We start from the raw sequence: 26,389 nt of genomic DNA on the forward strand, positions 1-26,389 counted from the left end.
GGTCAATGTGAGAACATACCCGGCGCTCTGATCTTTCCCCTGCGAGGAAAGATTTTTTCCAATACGACCGCCAGTGCCGGAAGCGCCGTCATGGCCATAATAAGATTAACAATAAACATGAAGGCCAGCAGTTTTCCCATATCTGCTTGAAACTTGAGGGCGGAGAAACTCCATGTCGCCACCCCGATCGCCAATGTGATGGCGGTAAAAATGGTCGCCATCCCAACCTCTAAGATGGCATTTTCAAGCGCCTCTACGATCTTCTGCCCCGCAGCCAAATTGGCCTGAAGTCGGTTGTAGATATAAAAGGCGTAGTCCACGCCGATTCCGACCGCAAGGACCATGACAGGCAATGTCGCAACCGTGAGTCCGATATCAAACGTTTTCATAAACCAGTAGCCAATTGACGTCCCAACGGTGAGCGGAAGACAGCACGCAATGACAGCACGGAAATCCCGGTAGACAACAAACACGAGAATGATGATGGCGGCGTAGACGTAAAGCATCATCGATAGCTCGCTTTTCGCAACGACATCGTCGATCGCTGCAAGAATTCCAGCATTGCCTGCTGCAAGGCGTATGGTGATTCCGGGCACTTGATGCGTGCGGCGAAATACTTTAACCGCATTGATCACTCGATTAATCGTCGTCGCTTTATGGTCAGACAGGTACAGATGCACCCCCGTCATGCTGCAGTCTTTGTTCAAATATCCGTGGGCCCGGCCGATCTCGGTACTCAGCGCCGCGTAATTGACAGGATCGATAGGAACCACATCCATTTTTGGAAAATTCTCGTTATATCCCCGGTTATAGGTCCGCATCAATTCAGAATAGGAACCGACCGACACCACACCAGGTGTAGATTTCATAGCATTAGAAAATTGATCGCCGAAGACGGCAACCGCTGGGTTCGCGCACGAGTCTATTGGTGCCTCAACGACAATCGATAGCCAGTCGAGTCCGATATCAAAATTATTGACAATCGAAACCGCATCTCGATTGAACCGCCCATCGGATCGAAGCTCTGGCGCGCCCGGCTCCAAGGTTCCAACAACCCGATCACGGCTTTCCCATACGGCCGCGGCGAAGACACCAGCAACAATGACTAAGACCACTACTGCGTTCTTGGGCTCAGCAACGCGGGAAAGTATTTTGAGCCAGCGCGCACGCTGTTCACGTTTAGTCATCGCTGTATCGGCGTAGGCCTTATCAACGCTGAGACATGACGCGGCCACGGGTAGCATCACCAGGTTGGTGAGGATCTTGTACCCGACACCGAGTGAAGCCGTAATGGCGAGTTCCCGAATCATCGGAATCGGGATGAGAATCAATGTCACGAATGACACCAACGCAGTGACAAGCGCGAGCGTTCCAGGGATCAGAAGCCCCGTAAAACTATGCCGAGCGGCGTTAAACGTCGAGTTTCCCATCGCAAGCTCGCGCGTGATGAAATTAATTTGCTGGACGCCATGAGACACGCCAATTGCGAACACAAGAAATGGGACGAGAACGCCGAGCGGATCCAATCCATAGCCCAGTAACTTAAGCGTGCCAAACTGCCAGACAAGCGACGTCAGCGAACAAATGATCGGAAGAATCGTGAATTGAATCGAATGACAGTACCAATACACAGCCAGAGCGGTAAGCAGTAAAGCGATCGCACAGAACACAAGAACCGCCCGTGCACCATCAGCGATGTCGCCAATTTGTTTCGCGAACCCGATGATTTGAATCTCGTAGTTACTGTCTTCAAAAGGCTTTCGAATTTTCTCTTCGAGTAAGTGGTTGTATTCGACGTAGTCGATCTGCTTACCATCAACGCCGACCTCTCCAATTTCCGCCGTGATCATTGCACTCGTCTCGTCTCGAGAGACAAGTGAACCGATAAATCCGCCTTCTGAGGCAGAGCGCCGGATCTCGTCGACATTTTCCGAGGTCATATGGTCCGCAGTGAGCGTACCCGGGATGATCGGCTGTGAGCGGAATCCCTCCTCCGTTATTTCGTTGACATAGCTGTTTGGCGTCCACAACGACTGCACGCCGAGCCGGTCGACATTGGGCATATAAGTGACGGCTTGCGTCACGGCATAAACGCGTCCCAAGGCCTCTTTGGTCCAGATCGTCCCGTGTTTTACCTTCACAACGACAGTCAGTCGGTTTGCCCCAAATAAATCTGCCCGATAGCGATTGAAGGTTTGAACATACTCGTGCCCAATCGGAATTTGCTTTTCGAAGCCAGCCTCCATCCGCAACTGCACAGCAAAGAACGCCATGAAGAGTGTGAGCGCAGAGAACACTCCTAACACGATCAACCGGTGAGAAAAGAGCCATTTCTCCAAGGTTTGGATGGACTTGTTTAACACAAAGATTCCTAGTTCAATCCACGGCTGTCGCTGTGGCCCACAAAAAAAACTACGAGCGGCTCGACACCGCCCGTACCGTATCTATAGTGCTAGAAGTTCCGGGTCGCAAAAAAACCAATAAAGTTTCTGTCAAAGTAAGGCTGTGATAGCTGGTTACCACCATAGTAAAGCGTCAGGTTTACCCCTGCCTGCCATACCGATGGATTCTGATTAAACAGAACGTAGAAGTTCAACGACTTGGCGCCTTGCAGATAATTTGCCGAGAATGTGGGTGTATATCCATATAGGGCATCGTAAAACGTCACGCCTGGTGTGACAGCCCATCCAGGAATCAGCGAACCATCGTAAGTCCAATTGAAGTCCAGCGTGGCTCCCACAGAATCCGACGTACCTTGACCGGTCACGACTGGATAGCCCAATGCAGCATTATTGGTAAGCCATGTCTGATAACCTGCATCTGTGAGTTGATAAACCGACTGACCATTCAGTGTGCTATTAATCGGTTTGTTGGGGTTCACGCCTGGGTACTTGATGTAGGTCAGCTCCGCCGTAAACGTGGCGGCGTCTGCACCGATCAGCTTCAGTTGCGGAAACGTACTTTTAGTGAGGATGATCTGCGCATTGATATCAAATTGATATTTCTTATTATCTTTGTAGGCTGCACACTGCCCACTCGCCAGGTTCGTGTTCGCATCGGCCGGCGCGCCTGCCAGGAAACATCCCGACAATGCAACAGCATCCCGCGGACGGTAGGACAACTCCGTTCCGATCGCCCAATCGCCGATAGGGAAGTTCGCACTTACACCAAAGAGTTGTCTCCGTTGCAAATAGTTAAATTGTCCAGACGACTCCAAGCTGGCGTAAGACAGAACGGGTGATTTATCCGTGTAGTTCTCGTAATAAAGCGCATAACTGATATTCTGTCCGGGAGGCGTATATCCCAAACGCGCACCGAACTGCGGTGTGTTGGCGGGGTTAACCGTGGTATACGGCACGCCGGCCAAATTCGGATATTTTCCGTTGAGAATGTCCTGATTGATCCCTCCGATAATCCCCTGATTACGCGAATTCAAGCCACTGCCCCGCGCAATCGAACCCGCGTCGACGCCGCTCACATTGAAATTGGTGGCGTTGAATACGCCTGGTTGCGCACCGTGCAAATACACGTCCGACACTGAAAAGTAAGTTCCCACAGGCGGGTAGCGATTCGCATTCCAGCGAAACTGCACGTAGGCTTCCGTTGAGAACCCGCCGGGCAATCCGCTAGCGAATTCAAGCATAGGCGCAGGAATGAGGGCTTGCTTGAGTTGCGTGCCCGGGACCAATAATTTTTGAATGTCGACAGAGTTTGTCGCATTAATACCGCCAGAGGCAAAATAACTCTCGCCCCAATTGATTACCTGGTTTCCAAAACGCAGATGCGAGCGCTGATTGCCAATCTCAAACTCTTTTTGAATCCAAAGATCGAGCAACTGGACGCTCGACACGACGTATCCTTCTGCAGAACTGGACAGCTCCGTGCGATTGGTATGTCCAGCCGCAAAATCGTACATCCCGGTACCACGAATAAGGAATTTCATCCCTTGTTGCGGCGCTGTAACGAAGAGTTCCGAGGTGCCACTGATGAAACCCGTAAAAAGCTGACCCCGTTTATAGTTCAGATTACCATCGTCACCATTGGCCCACTGAGCAGTGTTTGCACTCGCTCCACAGCCAAATGAATTGGGATCTCCGGTACGGGAGCAGCTCGGATTTTTCATCCGAATTCCAGCTCCAGCGGTGATATTCGACACCCATGCCGACTGAATTGGTCCAAATTCAGTATCAACAGCGTAGTTAGCCGCATAGGTCGGCATACACGCCAGCGTGCCACACAAGGCTGTAATTGCTGCCCCGATGCATTTATTTTTCATTTTCACCCCTGAAAAGGAAATCCAGTGCCATCACTCGACACAGTCATTGCTCGTAATTGCGTTTGAACGGCATGTCGGTCAAGCTAACTAGCTCATCGATCGCTGGTCGCGCCGAGACTTTCGCTTGTATAGAAATTTTCCATGAGTCGCTTATCTTGGTACTCCGGCGGATAGAAGCGCATATCTTTTCCCAAACCGACCGTACTCATATCAAATACATATCGACCGTTCTGAAGATCGGTATAGATCGAGGCAGAAGGGGCACAAGAATTAATTTCCCATTCCGGCGTGATGAAATTTTCTTTGGATTTCCAGATTTTTCCTTGAGTGTCGTAATCATCGCCAATACTGACGATCCAGCTGTCTTCATCAATGTACAAAGTCTTCTTGGGCGTGGCGTGGCGCTCGCCTTCCTTAACTGTCCCCTCGATTTCCCACATGCGGTGCAATTCGTAACGGCGCATCTTTGGATCGATAAACATCGGGCCTGTGATGGTGCTTACTTTGGTGTCAAACCGTTGCATTGCGTAGGAGTTATAAGGAACATAGACTTCCTTTTTTCCAATTAACTTCCAGGTAAAGCGGTCCGGGCTACCGGTAAATACCCACGTCGTATCTGCCGGATATTGATTCTCAAATCCGATCAGTGGTGCATCGTAAGAGTAAGCCGGTAGGCGACGGACGCGACGTTGTCCGGTGAAATAGTAAAAACTGTCTGTTTTCTTCGTGTAGTAAAAACGTTGAATGAGAGCCTGGCCTGCCAGCGATGCGGGTTTTAAGTAACCGTAGTAAAAAGCAGTCATCAAACCTTGTTCATCCTGAGGCGAGTGCCCCCCAGGCTTGGCCCACGGGTAGTACTGAATTTGATTCCATTCAGCAACAATCGGTATGTCGGATCCAGGTCTTGGACTGACGTAGGTCGTCGCACCTGGCCATTCAATTCCAACGCCCATGTAATGCACTAACCAGTTCCACATCACCTGAATGCCGTCTTTAGGAATTGGAAATGGTACGCTAGGCAAGGACGCGCTTTCGAGAGACCATTGATCCTTTCCTATCGCGGCTTTGAGCGCAGAATCTTTAGTATTTTTCTCGACGAAGTCTGGAACAGCACAGTTCCGGTGTGTCGGGTACACAGGCATCGTGTATCCCTTGATTTTCTTCAAGGTTTCAATCTGGCCCGCTGATAGCTTGTCGGCGTACTTGTCGACATTGCTGGCATCGATCACAAACAACGGCTTCTCCGCCTTGTGCGTCCAATATTCTTCACGTAGCTTCCCGTATGTCCAGCCTGCTGCTGGCTTATCGACTCCGCCAAATGCCGGAATCGACCCATCGTGGTTCGCCGCCTTTTCAGCGCCCACGGAGGTCAGATCCTGACCGAGCCTGGCAACCTCTCCCGGCGTGACCGCTCCTGCCCCTGCGGACAGAAAGCTCGAAATCGTAAGCGTGACTACTGCGCGCCGAATCTTCATATACAAGGCTCCCTCAGAACGTGCGTTATGCCAATTAAAACTACAAAAAAGTGGTCTGCGCCACAAATCCATGTATTTTTTTTACGAAGCTAGTGTTACGCGTTTCGAAGATGGACATCACGCCGCTGACGTCGTCAACGGCGCGTTTGAGCGCTCGCTCTGCACCCCGTATCTTTGGCACCAAGACTGTATTGTCGACGTCGGCGGCTGTGTAGATTCGGCCCGCGACTACGAACCGACGGATAATCTTTTGCCCCTTGGGGGTTATCAGATCAATTGCGACAAAACGCTTATTTCGGGACTTTGGCTCACACCATAATGATCTGTCGTTGCGAAGAAGATGCCGGCACCGCAGGGAATCACCATCGCGTTGGCTAGAACGTTCCGGAGGTTCCATCTTAATGACGTCTACACCAGACTCTCCTAATGTCTTCGCCGCGAAGGGGCCCACGATGAGCTGCCCTGGTTCGATTACTTTGAGGCCCACGAGCGCTATCGCGGATGGTGTTCCGGCATCTGGAAGCTCGCGGTAGGCTGTCATAGCGCCCTCAACCCTGCGATGCGTCCATCGTGCAGTTCATTCATATCCTGGTCGTTCAGCAATCGCATGCGCTAAGCCTCGAAAATGATATTTATGTGGAGCGGTTGAACAAGTTTTGATCGCCCTTTTTTTTATTAATTATACGTACAACTAATTTAGTGTCAATCGAAAATAAAAAAAATTTAGTTCTGTGGTAAGAACCGCCAAGAGGCGACTTCCTTTATGCCCACTAAGCCCTCCTTACCCAAGCCGCGCAGGTTCTGCCGCATTAGCCGAGCCATCGGCCCGGATCAGGTAGACGTTGGCGCCTGAAGCTCATCGGCATGAAATGGCGACACCTCGTTTGCGTCCGCCGGTTCCATGGTCATGTCAGTCACAGCGCCAATTCGTCTAGCGGCGCCTGCCCTGCCAGATCGGCATCCGAATGGTCTTCGAGCGCTAACGGCGAGAAAGAAATCGGCACGTGTCGCGTGCGATTGACCGTCAGGCTGAAGATGTCGAAACGGTTGTAGTAGCCAACCACGTCATGAAATTGCTTGGGCTCGACGCAATCCGCGATATCGATGTCGCCATACAGGATTCCCTCTTCGTCTTGCAGCGATTGGCCGATCTGCTTTCCGTTGGGAGCGATGAACATCGACACCGAGCGCGGCGTGTTGTCGAGGATCTCGGCCACCGTATCATCCATATCGACCAGATAATCCCGCATGGCTTGGTCCATGAACCCTGAGCTGACAATGCCGAATGCCTTGGCCTCGAACGAATGTGCGCCTGCGCGAATCCGCACCGCCGCAGCGATGTCGTAGTTTGATGCCCACGGATTGGGTTTCTCGGTGGGCCAAATCGGTGGCCAGGACGAGATATGTACTTGTTCGCCCTGCGCCATCAAGCTGTAGCGCGCCAGCGGATTGGTGTTCTCGCCGCAGATGAGCGCGCCGATCTTGCCGAGACGTGTGTCGCACACCTTCAGGCCCGCCCCATCGCCCGGTGCCCACACCAGCTTTTCAAAGTAGGTGGGCACCAGCTTGCGGTGATGATTCAGCACTTCGCCCTCGTCGGATATCAACATGTTGCTGTTCCACAGTCCGCCGACGCTCACCGGATTGATCTCGCTGATCCCGATGGAGACGAAGATCCCGTGCTTGCGTGCCTCCTGCGCGATGCGTTGCATCTGTGCGCCGTTCGCCAGAACCGAGTTGGCTGCCATCTTGCGGAACATCGCATGGTTGTAGATGGGTGCCCACACGGCGGCCCAGACCGGAAAGGCGGGAATGAACGCCTCCGGTAACACGATCAGGTCGGCGCCGTTGCGCGCTGCCTCGCCGATCAAACTACAGACCTTGTCGGTAGTGGCGTCGCGGTTGAGGAATACCGGCGCCGCGTGGACAGTTGCGGCTTTGAATTTCGGGTAGGTCAGCATCATGATCTCCATCGAGTTGTTTGATCGTGATGCACGTTAGCACCGGACGCCGCCACGCGATATTCCAAAAAATCGCAATCCACTGTGCGTATTTTCACGCTACCGAACGGTGCAAACACCCTCGGCGTGATGCTGGCATGGCGTTTGCCTGTTGCGTGGGAACAGGATAAACCCTACCATCTCGTACGGCGGTCGTCCATCGAGCGCGTCCTTACCTGAGCATCGATTATGGAGACCATATGCAGTTTCAAAATCTTAACTGGGATGACCTGAAGGTCTTTCTCGACGTCGCCCGCGCGGGCAATATTTCGAAGTCTGCCAAACGGCTGCACATCGACCACTCGACCGCCAGTCGCCGCATTTCACAGCTCGAATTGGCGCTGGGTTCGAGCCTTTTCGAGCGCAGCCGTACCGGCCTGATACTGAATGAACTCGGGGGCCGCCTGCTCAGCCATGTGGAGGCTATCGAAAGCAATATCCTGGCGATCGGGGATGCCGTCGGTGCCAAGGAACTGGCTCATTCTGGCACGGTCAGGATCGGCACGATGGAAGGGATTGCGTCGCTGTATTTCGCGGAGCGCTTCATGGCGCTCCAACAGCGCTGCAGCGCTTTGAAAATTGAATTGATCACGTCGCCCCAACTGCTGCACGTTACCCGCCGCGAGGCCGATATCTTCATCAGTTTCTTCCGGCCTGAAGGACGCGGTATGGATTCCGAGAACATCGGCAAATTCCGCCTGCACCTGTACGGTGCAAAAGACTATCTCGATCAAGTTGGCACGCCTCATTGCCGGGCCGACTTAGGGGGACATAGGTTCGTCGGCTACATTCAGGACCTGATCCAGGTCGATACCGTGCGTTGGCTAGACGAGGCAATTATCGCGCCGAACCTGGTTTTCAGGTCGAGCAGCATGATATCGCAAATGCATGCGGCAAGCAGCGGAATTGGCCTGGTCCTGCTGCCCACATTCGCCACTCCGGAAAAACTGGGGCTGATCCGGATTGAACTGTCCGACGTCCATATCGAGCGGGAGATTTGGCTTAGCGTGCATCCCGACCTACGCTATATTCCACGAGTGAAAATGGTGGTCCAATATCTCGGGGATCAGGTACAGCGCGATGCCTCTTTCCTGCTGGGCTAAGCGGCCGCAAGACGTTGGGAATCTGTCGCGTTAGCAAGGACAGAGCCCCACGCCCGGCGTAGAGCCGCAATTGCGCTCACACATGGCCGCCAGTATGCGAGTGGACCTGACGTCTTCGCAATTGCAGCTGGTGGTGCAGGCGCTGGCCGAACACGGCGACAAGGATGCAGCCAGGCGTGCGAACGAGGCCTTGGCCCAAGCTCTTGTTGTGAGGGAAAGAAAAAAATGAATCAGGTTTGAGGATGTTTTCAGAAGAAAGAAAATTCGCGCCGTTGATGATTCAAGATCAGGGCGGCTTGGCTGTCAGCGGTACGGCAGCGACTCTACACAGGCCTACATACATCTACTTCACGCCGTGTTTGTTCTGAGTGCAGGTAGCGTCTGCAAAAAATCGGCGAAATGGACTAAGTTTCAGTGGCAAGCAACAATCTCACAAAAAAGGGCAACTGCTGCTGCAGTTGCCCTTCCGTGTCAGCAAGGATGAGACCGGGTACCATCATTTGTATCTATGGCACCGATGTCCGCAGCCATTACTTATTTCACTTCATCTCGCCGCCAAACACCGTTTTCTGGATTATCGGCAGTTGCTGTTGCAAGTTGTCTTTCGAGACCACCACGATAGGCACGGTAATGGTTTTCTCAGGCGTCTTGCCAGCCAGATAGTCGATCAGGGCTTCCGCCGACTTCTCGCCCATCAAGTACGGCTGCTGCATGCCGGAGGCGACCAGCGTACCGTCCTGAATCATTTTGACGAAATCAGGGATACCGTCAAACGCTACCAATGCAACATCGTTTTGTTTGCGCGCCACGGACAGTGCGCGTGCAGCACCCAGACTTGGTACATCGGTCTGCACAAACACACCACGCAGATCAGGATGTGCCGTCACCATGTCCTGGACGAAACGGAAGGTTTCATCTGCGGTATAGCGCTGCATCTGGTTCAGGGCAACTTCTTTGATGCCGGCCTCCTTCATGGCACGACGAAAACCTTCGGTGCGCAGCTTGCCGTTTTGACGTGCCAATGAAATTGAGGAGATGCCGTAACCGCCCTTATCCCAGCCCTTTTTCTTCATCGCGTCGGCCAGCTTCTTGCCAGTTTCGTAAGCGCCCTTCTCATTGTCGGACCCGATGAAAGACACATAGTCACCGGAATTGGTGCCGATGTCGGCGATCACCACCGGAATTTTGGCGCGTGCCGCAAGCGTCAGCACACTAGGTGCGGTGGAAGAATCGGTTGGCGAGATCACAATGCCTGCCACACCTTGGGCGATGGCATCCTGTGCGTTCTTCAACTGCACCGATGCATCGTTACGCGAATCGAAGGTGGTGATCGTGCCGCCCTGCGCTTTGACGGTATCGGTGACGCCTTTGGACACCGCTCGCCAGAACGCCAGATCCATACCCGGCGTAAGGTAGGCAAAATTCTTGCCGGATAGTTGGGACTGGGCTTGGCTGGCCAGCGGCATCAGACAGCTCAGACCGAGGGCGGTGATACCTAACAGTTTCATGCTGCGGCGAATCAGTGTTTCAGTTGCTTTCATGGTCTTCTCCAGAGGGTTTGACAGGCGTAAAAGGGATCGATGTTCATCTCGATTTATTCAAACGGGTAGTTGCAATACGTTCAGCCAAAACAGCAATAATGATGATGGCGCCGATGGCACTGCCTTGCCAGTACGGGCCGACGTTAAGCAAGTTGAGGCCATTGCGGATCAGCGCCATGATGATGACGCCGAAGAAGGTGCCGATCATGGAGCCACGACCGCCGAACAGGCTGGCACCGCCAATGACGACGGCGGCGATGGCGTCCAGTTCGAGGCCGGTACCGCCAACCGGATCGATCGACATCAGGCGCGAGCTGAGCAGCACCGCAGCCACCGCCGACAAGGCGCCGGAAATTACATACGCCAGATTGGTGTACCAGCTGACGTTGAGCCCTGAGGCGCGCGCCGCATCGACGTTGGAGCCGATCGCATAAATGGTGCGCCCGCCTTTGGTGTAGTTGAGGTAGTACCAGGCTACGGCGAACAAGGCAACCAGCAGCACGAAGTTAAGCGGCACGCCAAAGATATCGGCGCTGCCGATATAGGCAAGCTCGGACGGCAGTGACGACACCGAAGTGCCATCGCTCAGCACATACGCAATCGAGCGCCCTATCGACATCATGCCCAGCGTCACGATGAACGGTGCGACGCGTCCGAAGCTGACCAGAATGCCGTTCATCAAGCCCATCAACGTCCCCACGGCAAGTGCACAGACGATGGCGACCGGCAGCGGCAGGCCGAGCGAAGTCAGCGTCAGTCCCAGCACCATACCGGCCACGCCGGTCATGGCGCCCACCGACAAATCAATGCCGGACACCAGAATGACAAATGTCTGTCCGATTGCGACGATGCCGACGACCACCGATTGATCCATCAGGTTGAATAGATTTCCCAGCGAGAAGAAATGCGAGGACAAGCTGGATAACGCAATCGAGAGCAAGGCGAGCACGGCAAACATGCGCAGTTCAAGCTGATAACGATGCACGAAGCCGTAACTACGGCGAGTAGAGGTAAGTGCGGAACTGCTCATGTGGTGACATCCTTGTTTAAAGCGGCAATGTGAAGTTGACCAATATCGTTACGGTCCATGGTGTCGATGATGATATGTCTGAGTTGCGCTGCATCCGGGGATGCCTTGGTACTTGCACTGACGACTGGCAAGGTCACCCCCAGATAGCCAAAACTATGGCCGCCTTGGTTGCTCAGGGCAAAAAACGTCGACCGCAGCGATCCATCTTGGGTGAATATGCCGGTCATGTTTTCGCTACCGGCACACGCCAATGCCGTGGGAATTGCAGTCTGTGCAATGGACGGAAAATGCTTGCTGCTGAATCCCGGATCGCCCTTGTCAGCATCAACGAGGTCGAAGCAATACACCCGCCCCTCCTCGATCTGCATCCAACAGGCACTGCCGCCGCACAAGTGTGCCATGGCCTGCAACACCTTGCGGATGCCTTGGGCGGATGAGCGCGGTGTGGAGAACATGGTCAGTACTTCGGGGTTGAGCAGGTCGGCATCGGCTTCGGCCACCGAGACACCATCGCTCAACACGACGATGCGATCGGATATGCCCAGTACTTCCTCGAAATCGGAAGACACCACCACCACCCCAATACCGCTGGCGGCGATTTTGCGGATGATCTGATACAAGGTGTTGCGCGTGCCGATATCGACGCCGCGCGTCGGTTCGTCCAACAACAGCAGGCGTGGCTCCAGCAGCAACCAGCGTGCCAGAATCACTTTCTGCTGTTGGCCGCCGCTCAAGCCGAGCATCGGTGCGATCAGGATATGCTCTGGCATATCCAGTTCGTCGAGCAGTTGCGAGATGCGCGCAGCATGCTGCCGATAACCCAGTCCCGGACTTTTATCGGCGCCGAGGTGGGCCAGCAACAAATTTTCCTGCACCGTAAAATCGGGAATGATGCCCTGGCGTCGCCGGTCTTCACCGATCATCCCGATACCCTGACGCGTGGCCTGGGCTGGCGTACGAAAGCGCACAGGCTGACCCAGATAATGAATGCTGCCGCCATCCATTGGCCTGAGTCCGAAGATGGTTTCCAAGGTTTCTGAGCGCCCGGCGCCGACCAGACCCGCCAAGCCGACGATCTCACCGGCGCGCACGCTGAACGACACATCCCGTACCGCCTTGCCGGAACGCAGATTGCGGACCTCCAGCAAGATCTTTTTCTCCGGAACGGCATGGTCCGCAGCAAAGGATAACTGCAAGGCACCCACACGCGCTTCGTTGCGGTCATACAGATTGCCGATCTCCCGCCCGACCATGCGTTGTATCAGTTCGTTGGGCGTGATTTCCGCTGTCACCAGATCGCTCGCCACAGTTCGCCCTTCGCGCATCACGGTGATGCGGTCGGTAATGTCGAAGATCTCTTCCAGTCGATGCGACACAAATACCATCGCCTTGCCGCGCTCGCGCAGCAGCCGCATGATGGCGAACAGCCGATCGACTTCCGGCGGCGAGAACGACGCGGTTGGTTCGTCAAAAATAATCAGTTCCGAATCTTGCTGCAAGGCGCGACCGATTTCGATGATCTGACGCTGCGCCATGGAGAGATCGCCGGCACGTTGTTGCAACGGCAAATGCTCGGCTTGTCCCAGATCCTCCAACACTTGAATCGCTTTGCGCTTCATTGCGCGCCAATCGAGTCGCTCGCGCTGGCCAAAATCCGGCAAGCAAAGATTTTCCATCACGTTCAGATCAGGGGCGATGCTGGTCTCTTGCATCACCAGCGAAATGCCGCCACGCATGGCTTCACGCGGACTGCCGAAATCGACTTGCGCGCCCTTGTAGGCATAGCTACCGGCGCTGCGGCGGATATGTCCGCTGATGATACGTGCCAGCGTTGACTTGCCGGCGCCGTTGACGCCGACCAGTGCATGTACCTCGCCGGTACGCAGTGTGATCGCGCCCTGCTTGAGCGCTTGCACGGTGCCAAACAATTTGGTGACGTCTTCTAGCCGGACAATTTCGATGGGAGCGTTCATTGGCCGAGACTCTTTCTGATCAACGTGAGGGCAACCTGTACCGTTTCATAGGGGCCGAGCTGCAACGATGACGAAGCGTCAGCCTGCCAAGCTGGAGCGCTGCTGTCACTGTTGTTGCCGACTTGCCATTGACGCCGCCGCACGTCCTTGCTGCCAAGGGGCAGCGACAGGCTGAACTCCAGCACCTCTGCCGACGTGTTGGCAAACCACAGTAACAATGTGTCCCCTGAACGTACCGCATGGGCGTAAGGACGCCGCCCATCGCGACCTGATGTCACGGTCAGCGGCTGCAATGTCGCTGGCTGCGGCTGCGGCTGCGCCAACGATTGCAGTAAATAAAACAACGGTGTCGGTTTGCCGTCGATCAGCACGCCGCGCGGACCAACCAGCTCCGACAGCGCAATATGCGTAGCGCCGTTAAGTGCGAACTGCGAGAAATATGCCAAATTCCACGCCGCCGCAAACAATCCACGCTGGCGTGGGTCGTTATCGGTGAGACAAATACGGTCCGCTTGATCGTCATTGCGACTGGATGACGCGGCGCTGCCGTAGGGATTGTCGCGCACAGCAATGCTGCTGGGACCGACGCGAAAGCGCAACGTCGGATAAAGTGCTTGCCCACTGCGAGCGATGTACGGCAAGGTCGACAGCGTTTCCATCACGGAGCGGTCATCCGCCGCATGGACAATCGGGCAAGTGGTGAAACTCACGTAATCCAGCAATTCCGCGGCGGGACGCTTGCGATTGAATTCGGTGAAAAAGGCAAAGCTGCCTGCGCCCACTGCCACGCCGGGAAACAAAACCCGCGCTGTCGAGAGCATAGTCTCGAACGAAGGGCTCGACGGCCATGGGCTGCCCGGCAAGACCGCTTTGAGGTCGGCGGCACTGCTCAGTTGCAGTGACTGCGGCGCCGATTTCAGATGCTTTGCCACAGCAGATAATTGGTCTTTCACCGCCTGCGGTGAAGGATCGTTGGACAGCACGATTTCCAGTACATGAGGTACGCCGGAATCACGGCTTAAGTCGGCAAAACCTTGCAAGGCAACGGCGATGTCATCGCTGCGCAGATCCAGGCAAGCAATGAAATACGAGACGCCCAATGCTGCCAGTCGATTTGCCTGCGGCAAGCTCTCTGGCAAATCCGTGGCGCGTACTGAAATACCCAAATGCGGCAGAGCGACATCGTCTGCTGCGTCCACATCGACGCGTATCATTGCCGTTTGTTCAAGCACGTCACTGGCGGCATTCGTCGCGCTTGCCGCCGATACCTTCACGCGGACCGCTTGCGACAATACAATACCTTTTTCCAACGGATAAGGCCAAGGCAACGCCAGCGGTCGGACATACGTTTTGAAAGACGCATCCGTCCAATTGCGCTGGTCTTCCATCTCGAAGATATCGCCTTCCATGCGCACCTGCGCCGATAGCTCGGCAGTATGACGCGTGGTCAAGGCGCGAATTTCCATGAAGGGTTGCAGCGGGTTGATCTGCTCTGGAAACTTCGCATCCAAGCGACGGCCATCGACCTGCTCCACCATCACCGGCAAGCCGGAAACCTCCAGCGGATGCAACACCACAAAGCCGGTACGGTTGGTAGAAAAACTGCGCTGCACTTCTGCCCTGACCTCGAAGTCAAGGCGTCCGTCCGCATAGCCCGCAATCGTCGTTTGCATACGCAAATCGTCGCCGTGTTCACCGCACTGCGACTGAAACGTCAATCTGAAACCATCGCTGCGCTCTTCGCTATGGAGATCGGAAATGGACGCACCAAAGGTACCCCAGTTTTCATCACGCACCAAAAACGAAATCGCGCGTACCAGCTCCTGGCCGCGATAACGCAAATAGCGCAAAGCGCCACCTTGAAACTCCACCGACAAGTCGCCGGCGCGAAAGATGCGCGGCGTATCGTCTTCACGCGTTGTGCCAACTCGGGCAATCAGGTCGTTACGCGCTGCTTCACTTGTTCCCATGCTTTTACGTCCTTGTGATCAAGTATGTATTCACTGCGAACAGGCACTCGCCCGTCGCCAACAATAGAAAATCAGCAGAAAAATGAATAGATGGCGCGGCCGTCGCGGCCCGCAAAGTCGCAAACATCCGGGCCCTTCACCGAGCCTTGGAAAGTGCTTATCGACGCTTGATGAAAATCAACTTGGGACAACCTCAGCCCGGCGTGAAAATCGCGTCCAAAACCGCCTACGCTGGCAGCGACTGCCTGTGCATCAGATATGACTGTTGCTTGCATTTGTCTCGTCTCCTTATGGGACTGTACAATTTCTTTACTGGCACATTGTTGTATTTTTTGACCTTAGCCAGGACAGTTCTGGGCGAGTATAACCACTTAAAAGTTGTATGACAATATGAATACCATATGATTTTAGTATATATTCATAAATTGATAAATTCGCTGTTGACACTGCACAGGTACGTATGCGACAAGGTTTCAGACCAATGATTTTGCTAAAGGAAACACCGATATGCGCGAACGACCAGACCGGATGGTGAGCGATGAATCCCCCCCCAAAAAAGCTAGCCCGTCTGTCAGTGACACGGCCAATATCCTCGCCGGCGACGCCATGCCAAGTTATCGCAGCCGCTCTGAAATGCTGGCAGACACGCTCATTTCAAAAATAAAAAAGGGAGAGTTGCAAGTTGGCGACAAGCTGCCGTCCGAACAGGAAATCGCACGTTACTACGGCGTCAGCCGCACCGTCGTCAGAGAGGCGGTAGCGCGTCTCAAGTCAAGCGGCATGGTCGAATCGACGCAGGGACGCGGTGCCTTCGTGATACAAAGCCGCCCATTGCAACGCTCCGATACCGCGTTGCTGATGCCACGTTCCGCGCGTGGTCTGGTCGACTTCCTCGAAGTGCGGCGCGGCATCGAAAGCGAAATGGCCGCACTGGCTGCGGCCCGCCGCACCGACGCACAATGCGCACAGATTGAAAGCGCGCTGGCTGCAATTGACCAGGCCAATCTGGCTGGTAGAAACGGCGTGGAAGAAGACATGGCGTTCCATCTCGCCATCGGCGCAGCGACCGGCAATCTTTATTGGAGCAGTTTTGTCAGTTTTTTTTCGGAAGCGATGCAATCCGGCATTCGTGTCACACGCGCCAACGAGGCGCGCAGAAAACATTTCGCCGAAGCAGTCGCCTGTGAACATCGCCAAATATTTGCTGCAATTCAGGCCGGCGATCCCGCATCGGCACGCGCTGCGGCCGACATGCATCTGGTCAACGCCGCCGCACGCATTTACGGCGCCGACGAAGCCTTCTGGCAGCAAGAAGGACAGATATTGACTGACAATTGGGAGAAGACGGCAGCGAGTGCTCGCTCTCCTAAGAACGAATCTTGTTGAGGTGTATTTGACTGCGTTTCGCATACATTCCGGCAACGATTAAATCCTGCCAGTTACGTATTTTTCAATCATTGCCGAACCATCGCGATGCGGCCAGAGTCACTTCCTGCTGACGAGGGTCAGACTCGCAGACCCAGCGATCACGCCAGCGGCTTGCCAGCGCTTCCAACAGGGTCGCAGCGTCAAAGTCAAATCAACTACGGGACTGTTAAAAAGGCTAGGGTTCTTGCTCCGCCCCGCGCCGTAAAAGTTCAAGGAGTCGGCTTATGTGCTCCGGCAATTCACTCATTTTTTTGTAATAAGCTGCAAGCTTAGCCGGAAGATCGTCATTGATCACGGCACATCGTACTTGTGCAAGTAAATGTGCCCCGCTGCTTGTCCACCTCATCTGTTGGCGTTTGCACATTCTGGCATTGATGATTTGGTTGACCGCAGATTCTGCCATCGCTGTTGAAATCGGCTTGTTTGCTTTCTGTCGCTTTGCATAGCCGACAAGTGAAGTCTTGCTGCCTTCGATGTATCCCCAAAGATCTCGCAATCGATAATCCAGATGGCGCATGCTGTCTTCAAAGGCAGGCGTTTATGCGACGATGATTCGACACAGCACAAGCGCCTGTCAGATTTTATCCTCAGCTTTCTCGAAGCTGGCATGCCAAAAACACCATCGCAGCTTTGTTATCCGTCGATCCAGGAGATTCTTTGCATGCGTTTCTGCCTCGGTCCGTGCCTGCATGCCTTGCGAGATTTGTTCCAGATATCGGATACGCATAGAGATGGAATCAGTCCAGGATGGGCGTTGCAGGGAACGCCCGCTTTCCAGACCGTGTCCAGAGCAGAGAGTGCCGCGTTTACTGCAAGGGAGATCAACAACCTCAGTATCCTCACTAATTAGACTTCATTTTCCTAGGGTTATTCTCAATAATATTTACGGCTTGCTCGACCAACCCTATTTCTGCCAAAAATTTATTGTCGGTACAAAAATCTATGATCCAACCGCCTTTCGTCTTGAGCGCTTGACTCTGGTTTTTTTTTAGCCCGTCGGCATAGTGCGTCAAAAAATTTAGGCAGCTTCGGCCGCCGCCGGCGATATGCGCTCGGCACATATCCATACAGTCGTTTTTGAACGTCGATTGCACAGGATCGAGCTGGAGGGGATGCGGTAATACAAAATGCATCGCCAGACTGCCATGCAAATCGACGCGCACCTTGCCTTTTGGCATTGACGCGCTAGCGCCAAAAGCGCTCTCGGTCTCTTCCATATCGGCGATCAATTGAATGCAACGGGCGTAATAAGCCGTACCGTCAAGGGTAGCGCTGACATGGCGGGTAGTACGCTGCAACAGGCGCACGCCCAACCGTGCCTCCATCTGTTTGATGACGTGTGTCACGGTTGCCCGTGGCAACTGCAAATCACTGGCCGCTTTGGTAAAACTGCCTAAATCCACAATTCGGGTAAAGAGTCACATTGCATCAAAACGGTCCATGTAGCGGCGGTCCTTTGATTGTTGATGGTGATTGAACAGCAATCATAATTTAAGCATATTTATCCAGTGCAATCCTGCGCCCAAATGTGCTCATGTGCATCTATGGAGCGTGTTTAGCCCTGTAAGCCAGCCACCATATGGCCGCAGTATTGCGCCAGATCGTCCGGTAAGTCGCAAGGACAGACGCCGCACTGTTTGTTACCGAGGACGGCGAAATCAATCAGCTTTGGATAGGGTAAGTGGAGATTGTCCATTATCTGTTTGAACTGCTCTGGTGTGCGCTCCTGACCCAATCGCGGGTTACATTTCTTTTCCTGCAAAATCGAAGAAACGCGCCGATCATGATAATCATGCGCCGGGTATACAAGGCATTCGTCAGGCAATCGGAACAACTTTTCCCATACGCTTTTATACAAGGTATCTGCATCACCATTTTGAAAATCGGTTCGGCCGCAACCATCGATCAGCAACGCATCTCCGGTAAAAACGCGATCATCAAATACATAAGAAAAATGTCCATCGGTGTGGCCCGGAGTATGCAAAGGTTGAAGCGTAAGGCTGCCGACATGGAAGGGCGTACCTTCTTCAATCCCAAGGTCCGCGCACGGCAAGCGATCGTATGCGGCTACAGCAATTTTACTTCCCACCTTCTTTTTGAGCGCCAGCGCTGCGGTGATGTGATCGGCATGGATATGCGTGTCGATGCTATAGGCCAACTTCAGCCCAAGCCGCTGGATTTCAGCCAAATCACGCTCAACCTCTACGATAACGGGATCAATAAGGATAGCCTGCCCCGTTTCTTCACAGCCGATCAGGTAGGTATAGGTGCTGGATAATGGTTCAAATAATTGTCGAAAAATCATAAGAAGTCCTTCGATTTTACCGTCGCGATGTACGCGGTGTATTTACATACTTCCAGACGGCCGTCTTCGCGCGTACTATTCAGATCATGGATTTATTGGCAAATATCCGGATTTTTCTAAATCGACCAGTGCACCTATCCCGGAAACAACCACCCGACTAAATGGCAGTAGATCTTCATTGTCATATCCTCTAGCCTTCATCGTCACCTGGCATTCAAATATTTTTACACCCAATTGGTGGAGCGCCTCGATCATCTGCCGACTAGTATTACCGTTGGAATGTGCGTCTTTTACTTTCGCGTCGTAAGCCTGATCATTGAGCAGGAATTGGGCGCCATCACCGCGAAATACCACGGCAACATCAAAATCTCTTCCAGCGATCATCCCAAGTCCGGTGTATTGATCCAATAAATTCTTTACGCCAAGCAATTGCTTGCTGATGCCCTTCGGAGTGGTGTCAGCACTGTTAATTTGTGCGACTACCTTAATGCCAGTCCGAGCTTCAATTTGAAGAGGTGCTTTTTTACTTTCAACGGTAGAAGGACTGCTGTCTGCATACACAGGCAACGGTATACCCTGAGTGGCCATACTCGCGACAATAAGCATGCCACGCACCAGATTTTTTTGAGATTTCATGGATGTCGGGCTTTCGCAATGTAGTTAGTTGAAGTGACGGAGAACAACAAAAACCGAGTAGCAACTCGCCTTAAACAAAGTCTAGAACAAAACACGTCAACATAAAACATTATATTGAAAAATATAATAATTATATATATTATGTAAAAAAGTATTTAATGTAAAAGGACTGCTGACAATATGACGACTGATAGCGAAAAAATCGACCTAGATGTCATGCGAACGGCGGCTTTACAGGCATCCGGCTTATTAAAGATATTGGGGAATCCGGACCGCTTGCTGTTGCTTTGCCAGCTGGCACAGGGCGAGCATTGCGTCAGCGAATTGCTAAACCTGCTCGACATCCAGCAACCTACTCTCTCACAGCAATTGACCGTGTTACGCAACGAAAATCTGGTAAGTACCCGACGAGAAGGAAAGCAAATTTTTTACAGTATTTCCAGCGAAGAAGCGATGGCCGTCATACAGATGCTGTATGGATTGTTTTGCAAAAAAGTAAAGACAAAGAAACGATGACGCTGGATATAATTTATGCCCGCGGCGTCACTAGCTAGCAGCCTGTTGATCGGATTGGCATCCGCGTTGTTTGTTTTGTTCAATGGCAAGATTGCGGGCATCAGCGGCATCGTTAATACAACCGTTACTAACAATCAATGGAGTTGATTTGACCAACAGCGAAAAACCTAATGGGCATGATTAATTTCGCAGGTCTGGCGCTGCCAGTAACGCCGCTGCTTCTGGCAGCCGCTTTCATCGTTAGTCTGTTCGTTGGCAAGCGCCTTGCGACTACGCAACATAAAGAAATAGATTCTGCCCTTTTCACTACTTTAATAACCGGTGTCCTGGCCGCGCGGCTTGCTTTCGTCATCAGGTTTTGGGCCACCTATAAACTCACCCCTTTGAGCATCATCGACATTCGCGATGGCGGATTTTATCCATGGATTGGCGTGGTAGCCGGATGCTGCGTCGCTGTCTGGTATGTGTGGCGGAATAGCAGCTTACGGCGCGCATTATTAATCGCCCTGCTTACGGGTGCGTGTACCGCAGGCTTGAGCGGCGCAGCAGTATGGGCATTGCGCCCCACGCCATCCGACATCAGGCTTCCGGCCGGAATATTTACGGCGTTAAATGGCAATACAATGCGCATCGATGCGTTTCTCGGCAAGCCGGTTGTGATCAATTTATGGGCTAGTTGGTGCCCGCCATGTCGGCGTGAAATGCCGATGCTGCAACAAGCGCAAGCAGACAACGGCGATGTCGTTTTTATTTTTGCGAATCAGGGTGAGGCGGCCGATACCGTTCACCAATATCTATCTGCTGAGCGTGTCAACATTCACAATGTCATCCTCGATGCGGACATGAAGGTGGCGAAACATGCAGGCTCGATGGCTTTCCCTACGACGTTATTTTTCGATAGCAGGGGTCGTCTGCAGAATATTCGGATGGGTGAACTATCCGCCGCATCATTGGCGCAGCGGCTGGAAACTTTACATCTTGATCACAAGGACTAGAACTTCGTCTAATTGATGCGCTATTTTGAAACGTATTCGAACGCGTCGAAAATGGCCCTATGCTTCTCCTAAGTTTCATCGGCCATAGTGTGCTCTGCAAAATCCGACTACTAAAAGTAAGGCAATTATGGCTTATAACGAAATCCAAACTGCACCGTCATACGACGGCATTGCCCGCGCATTACACTGGCTGACGGCAATATTGATCGTGGCACAATTTATCATCGGATGGGTCATGCCGGATATCAATCACGACACCAAGGTCGATGGCGCAGTCTGGTGGCATATGCTGGTTGGTGGCACTTTGCTGCTGACTATTTTTATCCGCGTCGTATGGCGTTTAAGTCATACGCCGCCGCCTGATAATTTGACGCCTTGGCTGCGCCTGACTTCTCGTTCCACGCATTTTCTTTTGTATGCAGCTTTGATCGCCACCCCACTTCTCGGATGGGCCAATGCATCGTCGCGTGGATGGGTGGTGCGGATTGCAAACTTAATTCCATTACCGGCTCTGACAGCTACGGGGTCTCCTCTCGGGCATGCAATGGGGGATATGCACGGCATCATGGCATGGGTCCTTTTGGGACTGATTATTCTCCATATTTGCGCAGCCTTATTTCACCACTTCGTTCTGAAGGATAACGTCATGAAAAGAATGATGTGATAAAAGTTTGATTCGGCTCGATTCAGCACGGCTATGCCTGTTTGCGATAGTGTGGGCATTAGTTGAAGCAGGCTGACAATTTATGATTTGAAAATACTTCAGCCGGATAAACGCCACAAAATGGCATTTATCCGGCTGAAAGTCTATCTTGATGCATCGCTTAAATTGCCCAGCCCCCGCCATAAAAGATGGCCAGCGCAATCGCAATCGCTACTGTTCCTAATGTCAATTTTCGATACTCGCCAGCAACGATGCGACCGACGACCAGCGTGCAAAATCCGAGCATAATTCCCGTCACAATATTGCATGTCAACACGATGAATACAGCGCACACCAATCCTGACATAGCATCGATTGTATCTTCCATATGCATCTTGCTGACACTACCCAGCATCAGTAAGCCGACATACATTAATGCAGGGGCGGTTGCATAAGACGGCACCAAACCGGCTAAAGGCGAGAAGAATATGACGGCAAGAAAAAGTAGGCCGACCACGACGGCAGTGAGGCCGGTTCTGGCACCGGCTGCTGTGCCGACTGTCGATTCAATGTAGGCTGCAGCAGGCGCACCACCGACAATACCCGCAAAAATCGAGCTGAGCGAGTCGGCTGTCAAGGCCCTGCCACCATTCAAAATGTAGCCTTTTTCATTGACTTGTCCGGCTTGTCCGGCGACCGCACGAATCGTCCCTGTGGCATCGAAGACCGCCGTCATGACCAACGCTAGCACGCTCGGCAATACCGCCATGCTCAATGCGCCTTTGATATCCATCGCACCGATCAACGAAGGGTGCCCTGCGGAGCTTAGCGCTGGCCATGCGAATACGCCGGTAAATTTAACCGCAGGATCGAAGATCAAACCGATAATTGATATCGCGATGACTACGATCAGAATGCCGCCCGGCACACGCCGACGCTCCAGACCAAAGATCGCAGCCAGACCAAGTATGCTCATCACAACCGGAAACGCGGTGATATGACCAAGCGCCACTGGCAAGCCGGGACCGGCATTTTTGACCACCATACCAACATCATTTGACGCGATCAATAATAAGAATAAGCCAATCCCAACACCGGTTCCGTGTGCGACACCAGCGGGCAAGTTTTGCAATATCCACGAGCGGACGCCAGTGACGGAAATAGCCGTAAAAACAAGACCGGTAAGGAATACTGCGCCAAGCGCTACCGCTGGAGAGATCCCTTTGCCGAGCACCAATCCGAAGGCAGTAAAAGCGGTTAATGAAATGGCGCAACCGACTGCGATTGGCAGGCGCGCCCAAAAACCCATTATCAGCGAACCGAAGGCAGTGGTCAGGCACACGGCGACAAACACTGCGCTGACGTCAAATCCAGCCTTGCCTAACATATCTGGCACAACGAATACGGAATAGACCATCGCCAGAAAAGTGGTGATGCCTGCAATAACCTCACGTCGTGGCGTGCTGCCGCGGGCGGTTATCTGAAAATATTGATCTAACTTTCCTGTGCCACTGCCGATTGCCGACTCCGCGCCAACCTTTGGCAACGGTAATGGCATCGGCGGGGATTGAAGTTGTGATTCGATCATGATTGCGCTGCTCCTTATTTGTCCTCTGACGCGGCGTTTATGCAACCGTCGTCAGGGTGTCTCGTGTTAATTTTTTGAACGGTCACTCATCAACATGTTGTCCGTTGACAATTGAACTGCTCGTTAGTGGAAAGTGCGTCAGCCAACACAGCTTAGGGTATGGAAACTAGCGGATCCATCATGGTGCGTAAATAGCCGCCATTTGTATTTGCATATGCCTACGATGCTTGAGGTTGAACATTCGCCCGGATAATGACCGAAAAAATTGCCCCAAAACTACTGAAAAAATTACTGTAGCGGGGCGAGTAAAAATTGCAGATCTTCCGTGTTGAACTTAGGTGTGACCGCGCCGTCGCTTCCCAAGACACCCTCGACCAAAGCAGCTTTACGCGCCTGAAGTTCCAATATGCGTTCTTCGATACTCCCCTCAATGACCAGTTTGTAGACGAATACAACCTTGTCTTGCCCGATCCGATGCGCTCTGGCTGTAGCTTGCTCTTCGACCGCCGGGTTCCACCACGGATCCATATGGATGACCGTATCGGCTGCAGTCAGGTTGAGTCCTACCCCGCCAGCTTTCAGACTAATTAGCAAAATCGGGACCGCTTTACTTTGAAATTGCGCCACCAATGCGCCGCGCTTTGCCGGTGGTGTTTTTCCGGTCAGAGCCAGCCAAGGAAGTTGCAAAGCATCGAGTTCAGTTTCGATCATTGTCAATAATTCTGTAAACTGTGAGAACACTAAAATCCGGCGTCCTTCAGCAACCAACGCAGGCAACATATCTCGCAACATTTCCAGCTTCGCCCGCTCCATCGTATGCGAGGGAACTACCCCTTTCAGCAAAAATGGATCGCAGCATACCTGCCGTAGTTTTAATAGCGCATCAAGGATGGTGATTTGTCCACCCGAGAATCCCTTGCGTTGCAAGACACGTCGCACATGTTCGTCAGCGGCTACGCGCACACTTTCATACAAATCACGTTGATGTCCCTGCAATTGCGAACGCTTAATCACTTCGGTCTTTGGCGGCAATTCAGTAGCGACCTCTTCCTTGCGGCGACGCAGGATAAAGGGTCGGACGCGCTGCGCCAACAATTGTGCGCGCAGGGTTTCGCCATTTACCTCAATCGGCTTGCGCCATAAACGCATGAAACTACGTGCATCACCTAAAAAACCCGGCATCAGAAAATCAAACTGGGTCCATAGCTCACCGAGATGATTTTCTAACGGCGTACCGGTAATACATAAACGATGCCGTGCCCGAATTTTTCGTACTGCATTAGCGCCGCGGGCCATCGGGTTCTTCACAGTTTGGGCTTCGTCGAGGATGAGAAGATGAAAAATTTGCGATTGCAGCGCTGCCCGATCGCGCCATAGTAACGGATAAGTCGTCAGCACGACATCATGCTCGGCCATGCGACTAAAATCCTGTTGCCTGTTCGGGCCTTGCAAAGTGAGTACACGCAGGCTTGGTGCCATGCGCTTAACTTCGGCCTGCCAATTAAAGATTAGCGAGGTGGGTAACACCACTAATGCGGGACAATCTAGTCGCCCCGATTGTTGTTCTATCAAAAGATGCGCAAGCGCCTGTGCCGTTTTGCCTAAGCCCATATCGTCGGCCAGAATACCGGCGAGATGCTGTTCTCGCAGGTATTGCAACCATGCCACACCATATAATTGATACGGGCGCAATGTGACCCCTAAACCAGCAGGCGCATTAATCGATTGCGGGCCATTTGTCGGCTGTAATCTTTTCGCTAAATCGCGTAATCCGGCATCTCCTCGCAGTTGCCACGATCCGTGCACGCCAGCGCGTTGATGCTGCGTATCCAGCAAACTTAGCCGCATAGCATCGAGGCGATAAGCATCCCACGATGACAGTTTCAGAGGACCATCTTTGCGATTCTGATCGGTTAGCAATTCCAACATACTACCGATAATTGCTTTGAGCGGTGCCGCTTGTGCCTCTATGCGCTTGCCACCCGGCGCACGCAGCATCACTATCGAATGATCGTCAATCAACGCCAGTTGCTGCGCATCTAGCCAGCGCGCATCGCGTTGCAATAACGTTGCCAACATTGGCGTCAAATCCAGCATTTCTCCATCAATCTCAATGCCTAGCGTTAATAGCCAGGATTCGCCCGACGGTTGAGACAATGCGGTCGTAACTGGCGCTCGACCGCGCATACGTGCCGCGACTTCCTTGCCTAGTATTTCACCGGTTTCGGTATTGATAATTAAGTGCCAGGCTTCTACCCGCACACTCTCATGCGCAAAGCCGGGGTACACGACAATAGCCCAACCTTCAGCCTGCAAAAGGGGGAGTTGATCAGCCCAAAAATCAGCAAAAAAATCTTCCTGGATCAGTGTCCAGACCGACGCATAATCAGTCGCGCTTTGCTCTGTGCGCCACTGTAAATTTTCAACAGGTATTGGATGGAGACCCAGATCCCAGACGCGATCTAACGCATCGGCTTCGGCACCAAGATCGCGCAGAAGGATTTGTTGTCCGTGCTGATTTTCAACACGCTGCGCAGATGGCGGGCGGCGATTTAATAGTGTAGTCGGTGCAGGCGTTTCCCAGTGCAAGCCATCGGCAGTGGTATAAGTCCAGGTAATGCGAACCACCGTCACACGTCCGCCTCGCGGCCCAAACGGACCGGACGGCCTCATCCCAAGCAGGCCGTCGCCACGTGTCAGTGTTTGTAATGTAAGACGAGGACGAAAGCGTCCCAAGGAGGAAGTAGCGGGAACCATTTACCTCTGTAAAACTAAGCTTTGAGCTTACCGAGTTTGCTGATTTTAGTTGTATAAATTTTTATTGGAGGGGATTAAATTTTGGTTGCCGATTTAATCTCCTCCAAATATTCAAATGCATTTTTAACTGTCGTCGCCCGCTATGAAGATCGC

At 52.9% G+C, this 26,389-nt stretch carries 21 protein-coding genes and 1 pseudogene; 6 read left to right on the plus strand and 16 right to left on the minus strand.

Annotated elements, in window-relative coordinates:
• Positions 1-2: 2 nt before the first annotated feature.
• From C7W93_RS07695 to C7W93_RS07715, 5 genes are all read right to left on the minus strand, one after another.
• On the minus strand, positions 3-2,363 hold the full coding sequence (locus tag C7W93_RS07695; RefSeq protein WP_108439488.1) for an RND family transporter: 2,361 nt from the start codon (positions 2,361-2,363) through the stop codon (positions 3-5).
• An 89-nt stretch (positions 2,364-2,452) separates the two neighbouring features.
• Positions 2,453-4,276: a DUF1302 domain-containing protein gene (locus tag C7W93_RS07700; protein WP_108439489.1), complete on the minus strand. Its 1,824-nt coding sequence runs from the start codon at positions 4,274-4,276 to the stop codon at positions 2,453-2,455.
• 92 nt (positions 4,277-4,368) lie between these two features.
• A complete protein-coding gene (locus tag C7W93_RS07705) occupies positions 4,369-5,751 on the minus strand; it encodes a DUF1329 domain-containing protein (protein ID WP_108439490.1) in 1,383 nt (460 codons plus the stop codon).
• 40 nt (positions 5,752-5,791) lie between these two features.
• Positions 5,792-6,292: a CoA transferase gene (locus C7W93_RS25470; protein WP_108439491.1), complete on the minus strand. Its 501-nt coding sequence runs from the start codon at positions 6,290-6,292 to the stop codon at positions 5,792-5,794.
• A gap of 373 nt (positions 6,293-6,665) precedes the next feature.
• Entirely contained in the window at positions 6,666-7,715 is a 1,050-nt protein-coding gene (locus C7W93_RS07715; protein WP_225869774.1) for a carbon-nitrogen hydrolase family protein, read from the minus strand.
• Between the two features lie 236 nt (positions 7,716-7,951).
• Between C7W93_RS07715 and C7W93_RS07720 the strand changes: the two genes are divergently transcribed.
• Positions 7,952-8,854, plus strand: coding sequence for a LysR family transcriptional regulator (locus tag C7W93_RS07720; RefSeq protein WP_108439493.1), 903 nt, complete (start codon positions 7,952-7,954; stop codon positions 8,852-8,854).
• A 539-nt stretch (positions 8,855-9,393) separates the two neighbouring features.
• Here the strand turns inward: C7W93_RS07720 and C7W93_RS07725 are convergent.
• The 5 genes from C7W93_RS07725 to C7W93_RS07745 form a co-directional block, all read right to left on the minus strand.
• Entirely contained in the window at positions 9,394-10,395 is a 1,002-nt protein-coding gene (locus C7W93_RS07725; RefSeq protein WP_225869775.1) for a substrate-binding domain-containing protein, read from the minus strand.
• A 43-nt stretch (positions 10,396-10,438) separates the two neighbouring features.
• Positions 10,439-11,425, minus strand: a complete 987-nt coding sequence (locus C7W93_RS07730; RefSeq protein WP_108439494.1) for an ABC transporter permease — start codon at positions 11,423-11,425, stop codon at positions 10,439-10,441.
• The gene (locus tag C7W93_RS07735; RefSeq protein WP_108439495.1) at positions 11,422-13,398 is read right to left on the minus strand and encodes a sugar ABC transporter ATP-binding protein; all 1,977 of its coding nucleotides are present in this window, start codon (positions 13,396-13,398) and stop codon (positions 11,422-11,424) included. Before C7W93_RS07735 ends, C7W93_RS07730 begins: the two co-directional genes overlap by 4 nt.
• Positions 13,395-15,368 carry a hypothetical protein gene (locus tag C7W93_RS07740; protein WP_108439496.1) on the minus strand — a complete coding sequence of 658 codons (1,974 nt, stop codon included), beginning with the start codon at positions 15,366-15,368 and terminating at the stop codon, positions 13,395-13,397. The genes C7W93_RS07735 and C7W93_RS07740 overlap by 4 nt, the downstream gene beginning before the upstream one ends.
• 71 nt (positions 15,369-15,439) lie before the next feature.
• A complete protein-coding gene (locus C7W93_RS07745) occupies positions 15,440-15,643 on the minus strand; it encodes a hypothetical protein (RefSeq protein WP_108439497.1) in 204 nt (67 codons plus the stop codon).
• A 232-nt stretch (positions 15,644-15,875) separates the two neighbouring features.
• On the opposite strand from C7W93_RS07745, the gene C7W93_RS07750 reads away from it, so the two are divergent.
• On the plus strand, positions 15,876-16,754 hold the full coding sequence (locus tag C7W93_RS07750) for a FadR/GntR family transcriptional regulator (protein WP_225869776.1): 879 nt from the start codon (positions 15,876-15,878) through the stop codon (positions 16,752-16,754).
• A gap of 217 nt (positions 16,755-16,971) precedes the next feature.
• On the opposite strand, the gene C7W93_RS25475 is transcribed toward C7W93_RS07750, so the two are convergent.
• From C7W93_RS25475 to C7W93_RS07775, 4 genes and pseudogenes are all read right to left on the minus strand, one after another.
• A complete protein-coding gene (locus C7W93_RS25475; RefSeq protein ID WP_108439498.1) occupies positions 16,972-17,313 on the minus strand; it encodes a hypothetical protein in 342 nt (113 codons plus the stop codon).
• A 598-nt stretch (positions 17,314-17,911) separates the two neighbouring features.
• A pseudogene (locus C7W93_RS07765) lies at positions 17,912-18,202 on the minus strand (LysR family transcriptional regulator); the annotation flags it as partial.
• Between the two features lie 149 nt (positions 18,203-18,351).
• Positions 18,352-19,101 carry an MBL fold metallo-hydrolase gene (locus tag C7W93_RS07770; protein WP_108439500.1) on the minus strand — a complete coding sequence of 250 codons (750 nt, stop codon included), beginning with the start codon at positions 19,099-19,101 and terminating at the stop codon, positions 18,352-18,354.
• A gap of 84 nt (positions 19,102-19,185) precedes the next feature.
• Positions 19,186-19,737, minus strand: a complete 552-nt coding sequence (locus C7W93_RS07775) for a DsrE family protein (RefSeq protein ID WP_108439501.1) — start codon at positions 19,735-19,737, stop codon at positions 19,186-19,188.
• Positions 19,738-19,917: 180 nt separating this feature from the next.
• On the opposite strand from C7W93_RS07775, the gene C7W93_RS07780 reads away from it, so the two are divergent.
• The 4 genes from C7W93_RS07780 (at position 19,918) to C7W93_RS07795 (ending at position 21,912) form a co-directional block, all read left to right on the plus strand.
• Positions 19,918-20,253: a metalloregulator ArsR/SmtB family transcription factor gene (locus tag C7W93_RS07780; RefSeq protein ID WP_108439502.1), complete on the plus strand. Its 336-nt coding sequence runs from the start codon at positions 19,918-19,920 to the stop codon at positions 20,251-20,253.
• Between the two features lie 15 nt (positions 20,254-20,268).
• Positions 20,269-20,400, plus strand: a complete 132-nt coding sequence (locus C7W93_RS07785) for a hypothetical protein (RefSeq protein WP_370446403.1) — start codon at positions 20,269-20,271, stop codon at positions 20,398-20,400.
• A gap of 23 nt (positions 20,401-20,423) precedes the next feature.
• Complete coding sequence (locus C7W93_RS07790) at positions 20,424-21,248, plus strand: TlpA disulfide reductase family protein (RefSeq protein WP_108439503.1); 825 nt, start codon at positions 20,424-20,426, stop codon at positions 21,246-21,248.
• Between the two features lie 127 nt (positions 21,249-21,375).
• A complete protein-coding gene (locus C7W93_RS07795; RefSeq protein ID WP_108439504.1) occupies positions 21,376-21,912 on the plus strand; it encodes a cytochrome b in 537 nt (178 codons plus the stop codon).
• 160 nt (positions 21,913-22,072) lie between these two features.
• Here the strand turns inward: C7W93_RS07795 and C7W93_RS07800 are convergent, their stop codons facing one another.
• Together C7W93_RS07800 and C7W93_RS07805 are read right to left on the minus strand one after the other, a co-directional pair.
• Positions 22,073-23,449 (minus strand): NCS2 family permease, encoded by a 1,377-nt coding sequence (locus C7W93_RS07800; RefSeq protein WP_108440536.1) that lies wholly within the window; start codon positions 23,447-23,449, stop codon positions 22,073-22,075.
• 318 nt (positions 23,450-23,767) lie between these two features.
• Entirely contained in the window at positions 23,768-26,236 is a 2,469-nt protein-coding gene (locus C7W93_RS07805; RefSeq protein WP_108439505.1) for a DEAD/DEAH box helicase, read from the minus strand.
• Positions 26,237-26,389 lie beyond the last annotated feature (153 nt).

Origin of the sequence: Glaciimonas sp. PCH181, assembly GCF_003056055.1 — a bacterium.
Lineage (GTDB): Bacteria > Pseudomonadota > Gammaproteobacteria > Burkholderiales > Burkholderiaceae_D > Glaciimonas.

Excerpts from the sequence above, each read along its gene's own strand:
- C7W93_RS07785 (WP_370446403.1), top strand. The coding sequence starts at position 20,269 with ATGCCCGCGGCGTCACTAGCTAGCAGCCTGTTGATCGGATTGGCATCC.
- C7W93_RS07800 (WP_108440536.1), bottom strand. The coding sequence starts at position 23,449 with ATGCCATTACCGTTGCCAAAGGTTGGCGCGGAGTCGGCAATCGGCAGT.
- C7W93_RS07745 (WP_108439497.1), bottom strand. The coding sequence starts at position 15,643 with ATGCAAGCAACAGTCATATCTGATGCACAGGCAGTCGCTGCCAGCGTA.
- C7W93_RS07730 (WP_108439494.1), bottom strand. The coding sequence starts at position 11,425 with ATGAGCAGTTCCGCACTTACCTCTACTCGCCGTAGTTACGGCTTCGTG.
- C7W93_RS25470 (WP_108439491.1), bottom strand. The coding sequence starts at position 6,292 with ATGACAGCCTACCGCGAGCTTCCAGATGCCGGAACACCATCCGCGATA.
- C7W93_RS07790 (WP_108439503.1), top strand. The coding sequence starts at position 20,424 with ATGGGCATGATTAATTTCGCAGGTCTGGCGCTGCCAGTAACGCCGCTG.
- C7W93_RS07770 (WP_108439500.1), bottom strand. The coding sequence starts at position 19,101 with ATGATTTTTCGACAATTATTTGAACCATTATCCAGCACCTATACCTAC.
- C7W93_RS25475 (WP_108439498.1), bottom strand. The coding sequence starts at position 17,313 with ATGCGCCATCTGGATTATCGATTGCGAGATCTTTGGGGATACATCGAA.
- C7W93_RS07720 (WP_108439493.1), top strand. The coding sequence starts at position 7,952 with ATGCAGTTTCAAAATCTTAACTGGGATGACCTGAAGGTCTTTCTCGAC.
- C7W93_RS07735 (WP_108439495.1), bottom strand. The coding sequence starts at position 13,398 with ATGAACGCTCCCATCGAAATTGTCCGGCTAGAAGACGTCACCAAATTG.
- C7W93_RS07715 (WP_225869774.1), bottom strand. The coding sequence starts at position 7,715 with ATGATGCTGACCTACCCGAAATTCAAAGCCGCAACTGTCCACGCGGCG.
- C7W93_RS07775 (WP_108439501.1), bottom strand. The coding sequence starts at position 19,737 with ATGAAATCTCAAAAAAATCTGGTGCGTGGCATGCTTATTGTCGCGAGT.
- C7W93_RS07700 (WP_108439489.1), bottom strand. The coding sequence starts at position 4,276 with ATGAAAAATAAATGCATCGGGGCAGCAATTACAGCCTTGTGTGGCACG.
- C7W93_RS07725 (WP_225869775.1), bottom strand. The coding sequence starts at position 10,395 with ATGAAAGCAACTGAAACACTGATTCGCCGCAGCATGAAACTGTTAGGT.
- C7W93_RS07705 (WP_108439490.1), bottom strand. The coding sequence starts at position 5,751 with ATGAAGATTCGGCGCGCAGTAGTCACGCTTACGATTTCGAGCTTTCTG.
- C7W93_RS07795 (WP_108439504.1), top strand. The coding sequence starts at position 21,376 with ATGGCTTATAACGAAATCCAAACTGCACCGTCATACGACGGCATTGCC.
- C7W93_RS07780 (WP_108439502.1), top strand. The coding sequence starts at position 19,918 with ATGACGACTGATAGCGAAAAAATCGACCTAGATGTCATGCGAACGGCG.
- C7W93_RS07740 (WP_108439496.1), bottom strand. The coding sequence starts at position 15,368 with ATGGGAACAAGTGAAGCAGCGCGTAACGACCTGATTGCCCGAGTTGGC.
- C7W93_RS07750 (WP_225869776.1), top strand. The coding sequence starts at position 15,876 with ATGCGCGAACGACCAGACCGGATGGTGAGCGATGAATCCCCCCCCAAA.
- C7W93_RS07805 (WP_108439505.1), bottom strand. The coding sequence starts at position 26,236 with ATGGTTCCCGCTACTTCCTCCTTGGGACGCTTTCGTCCTCGTCTTACA.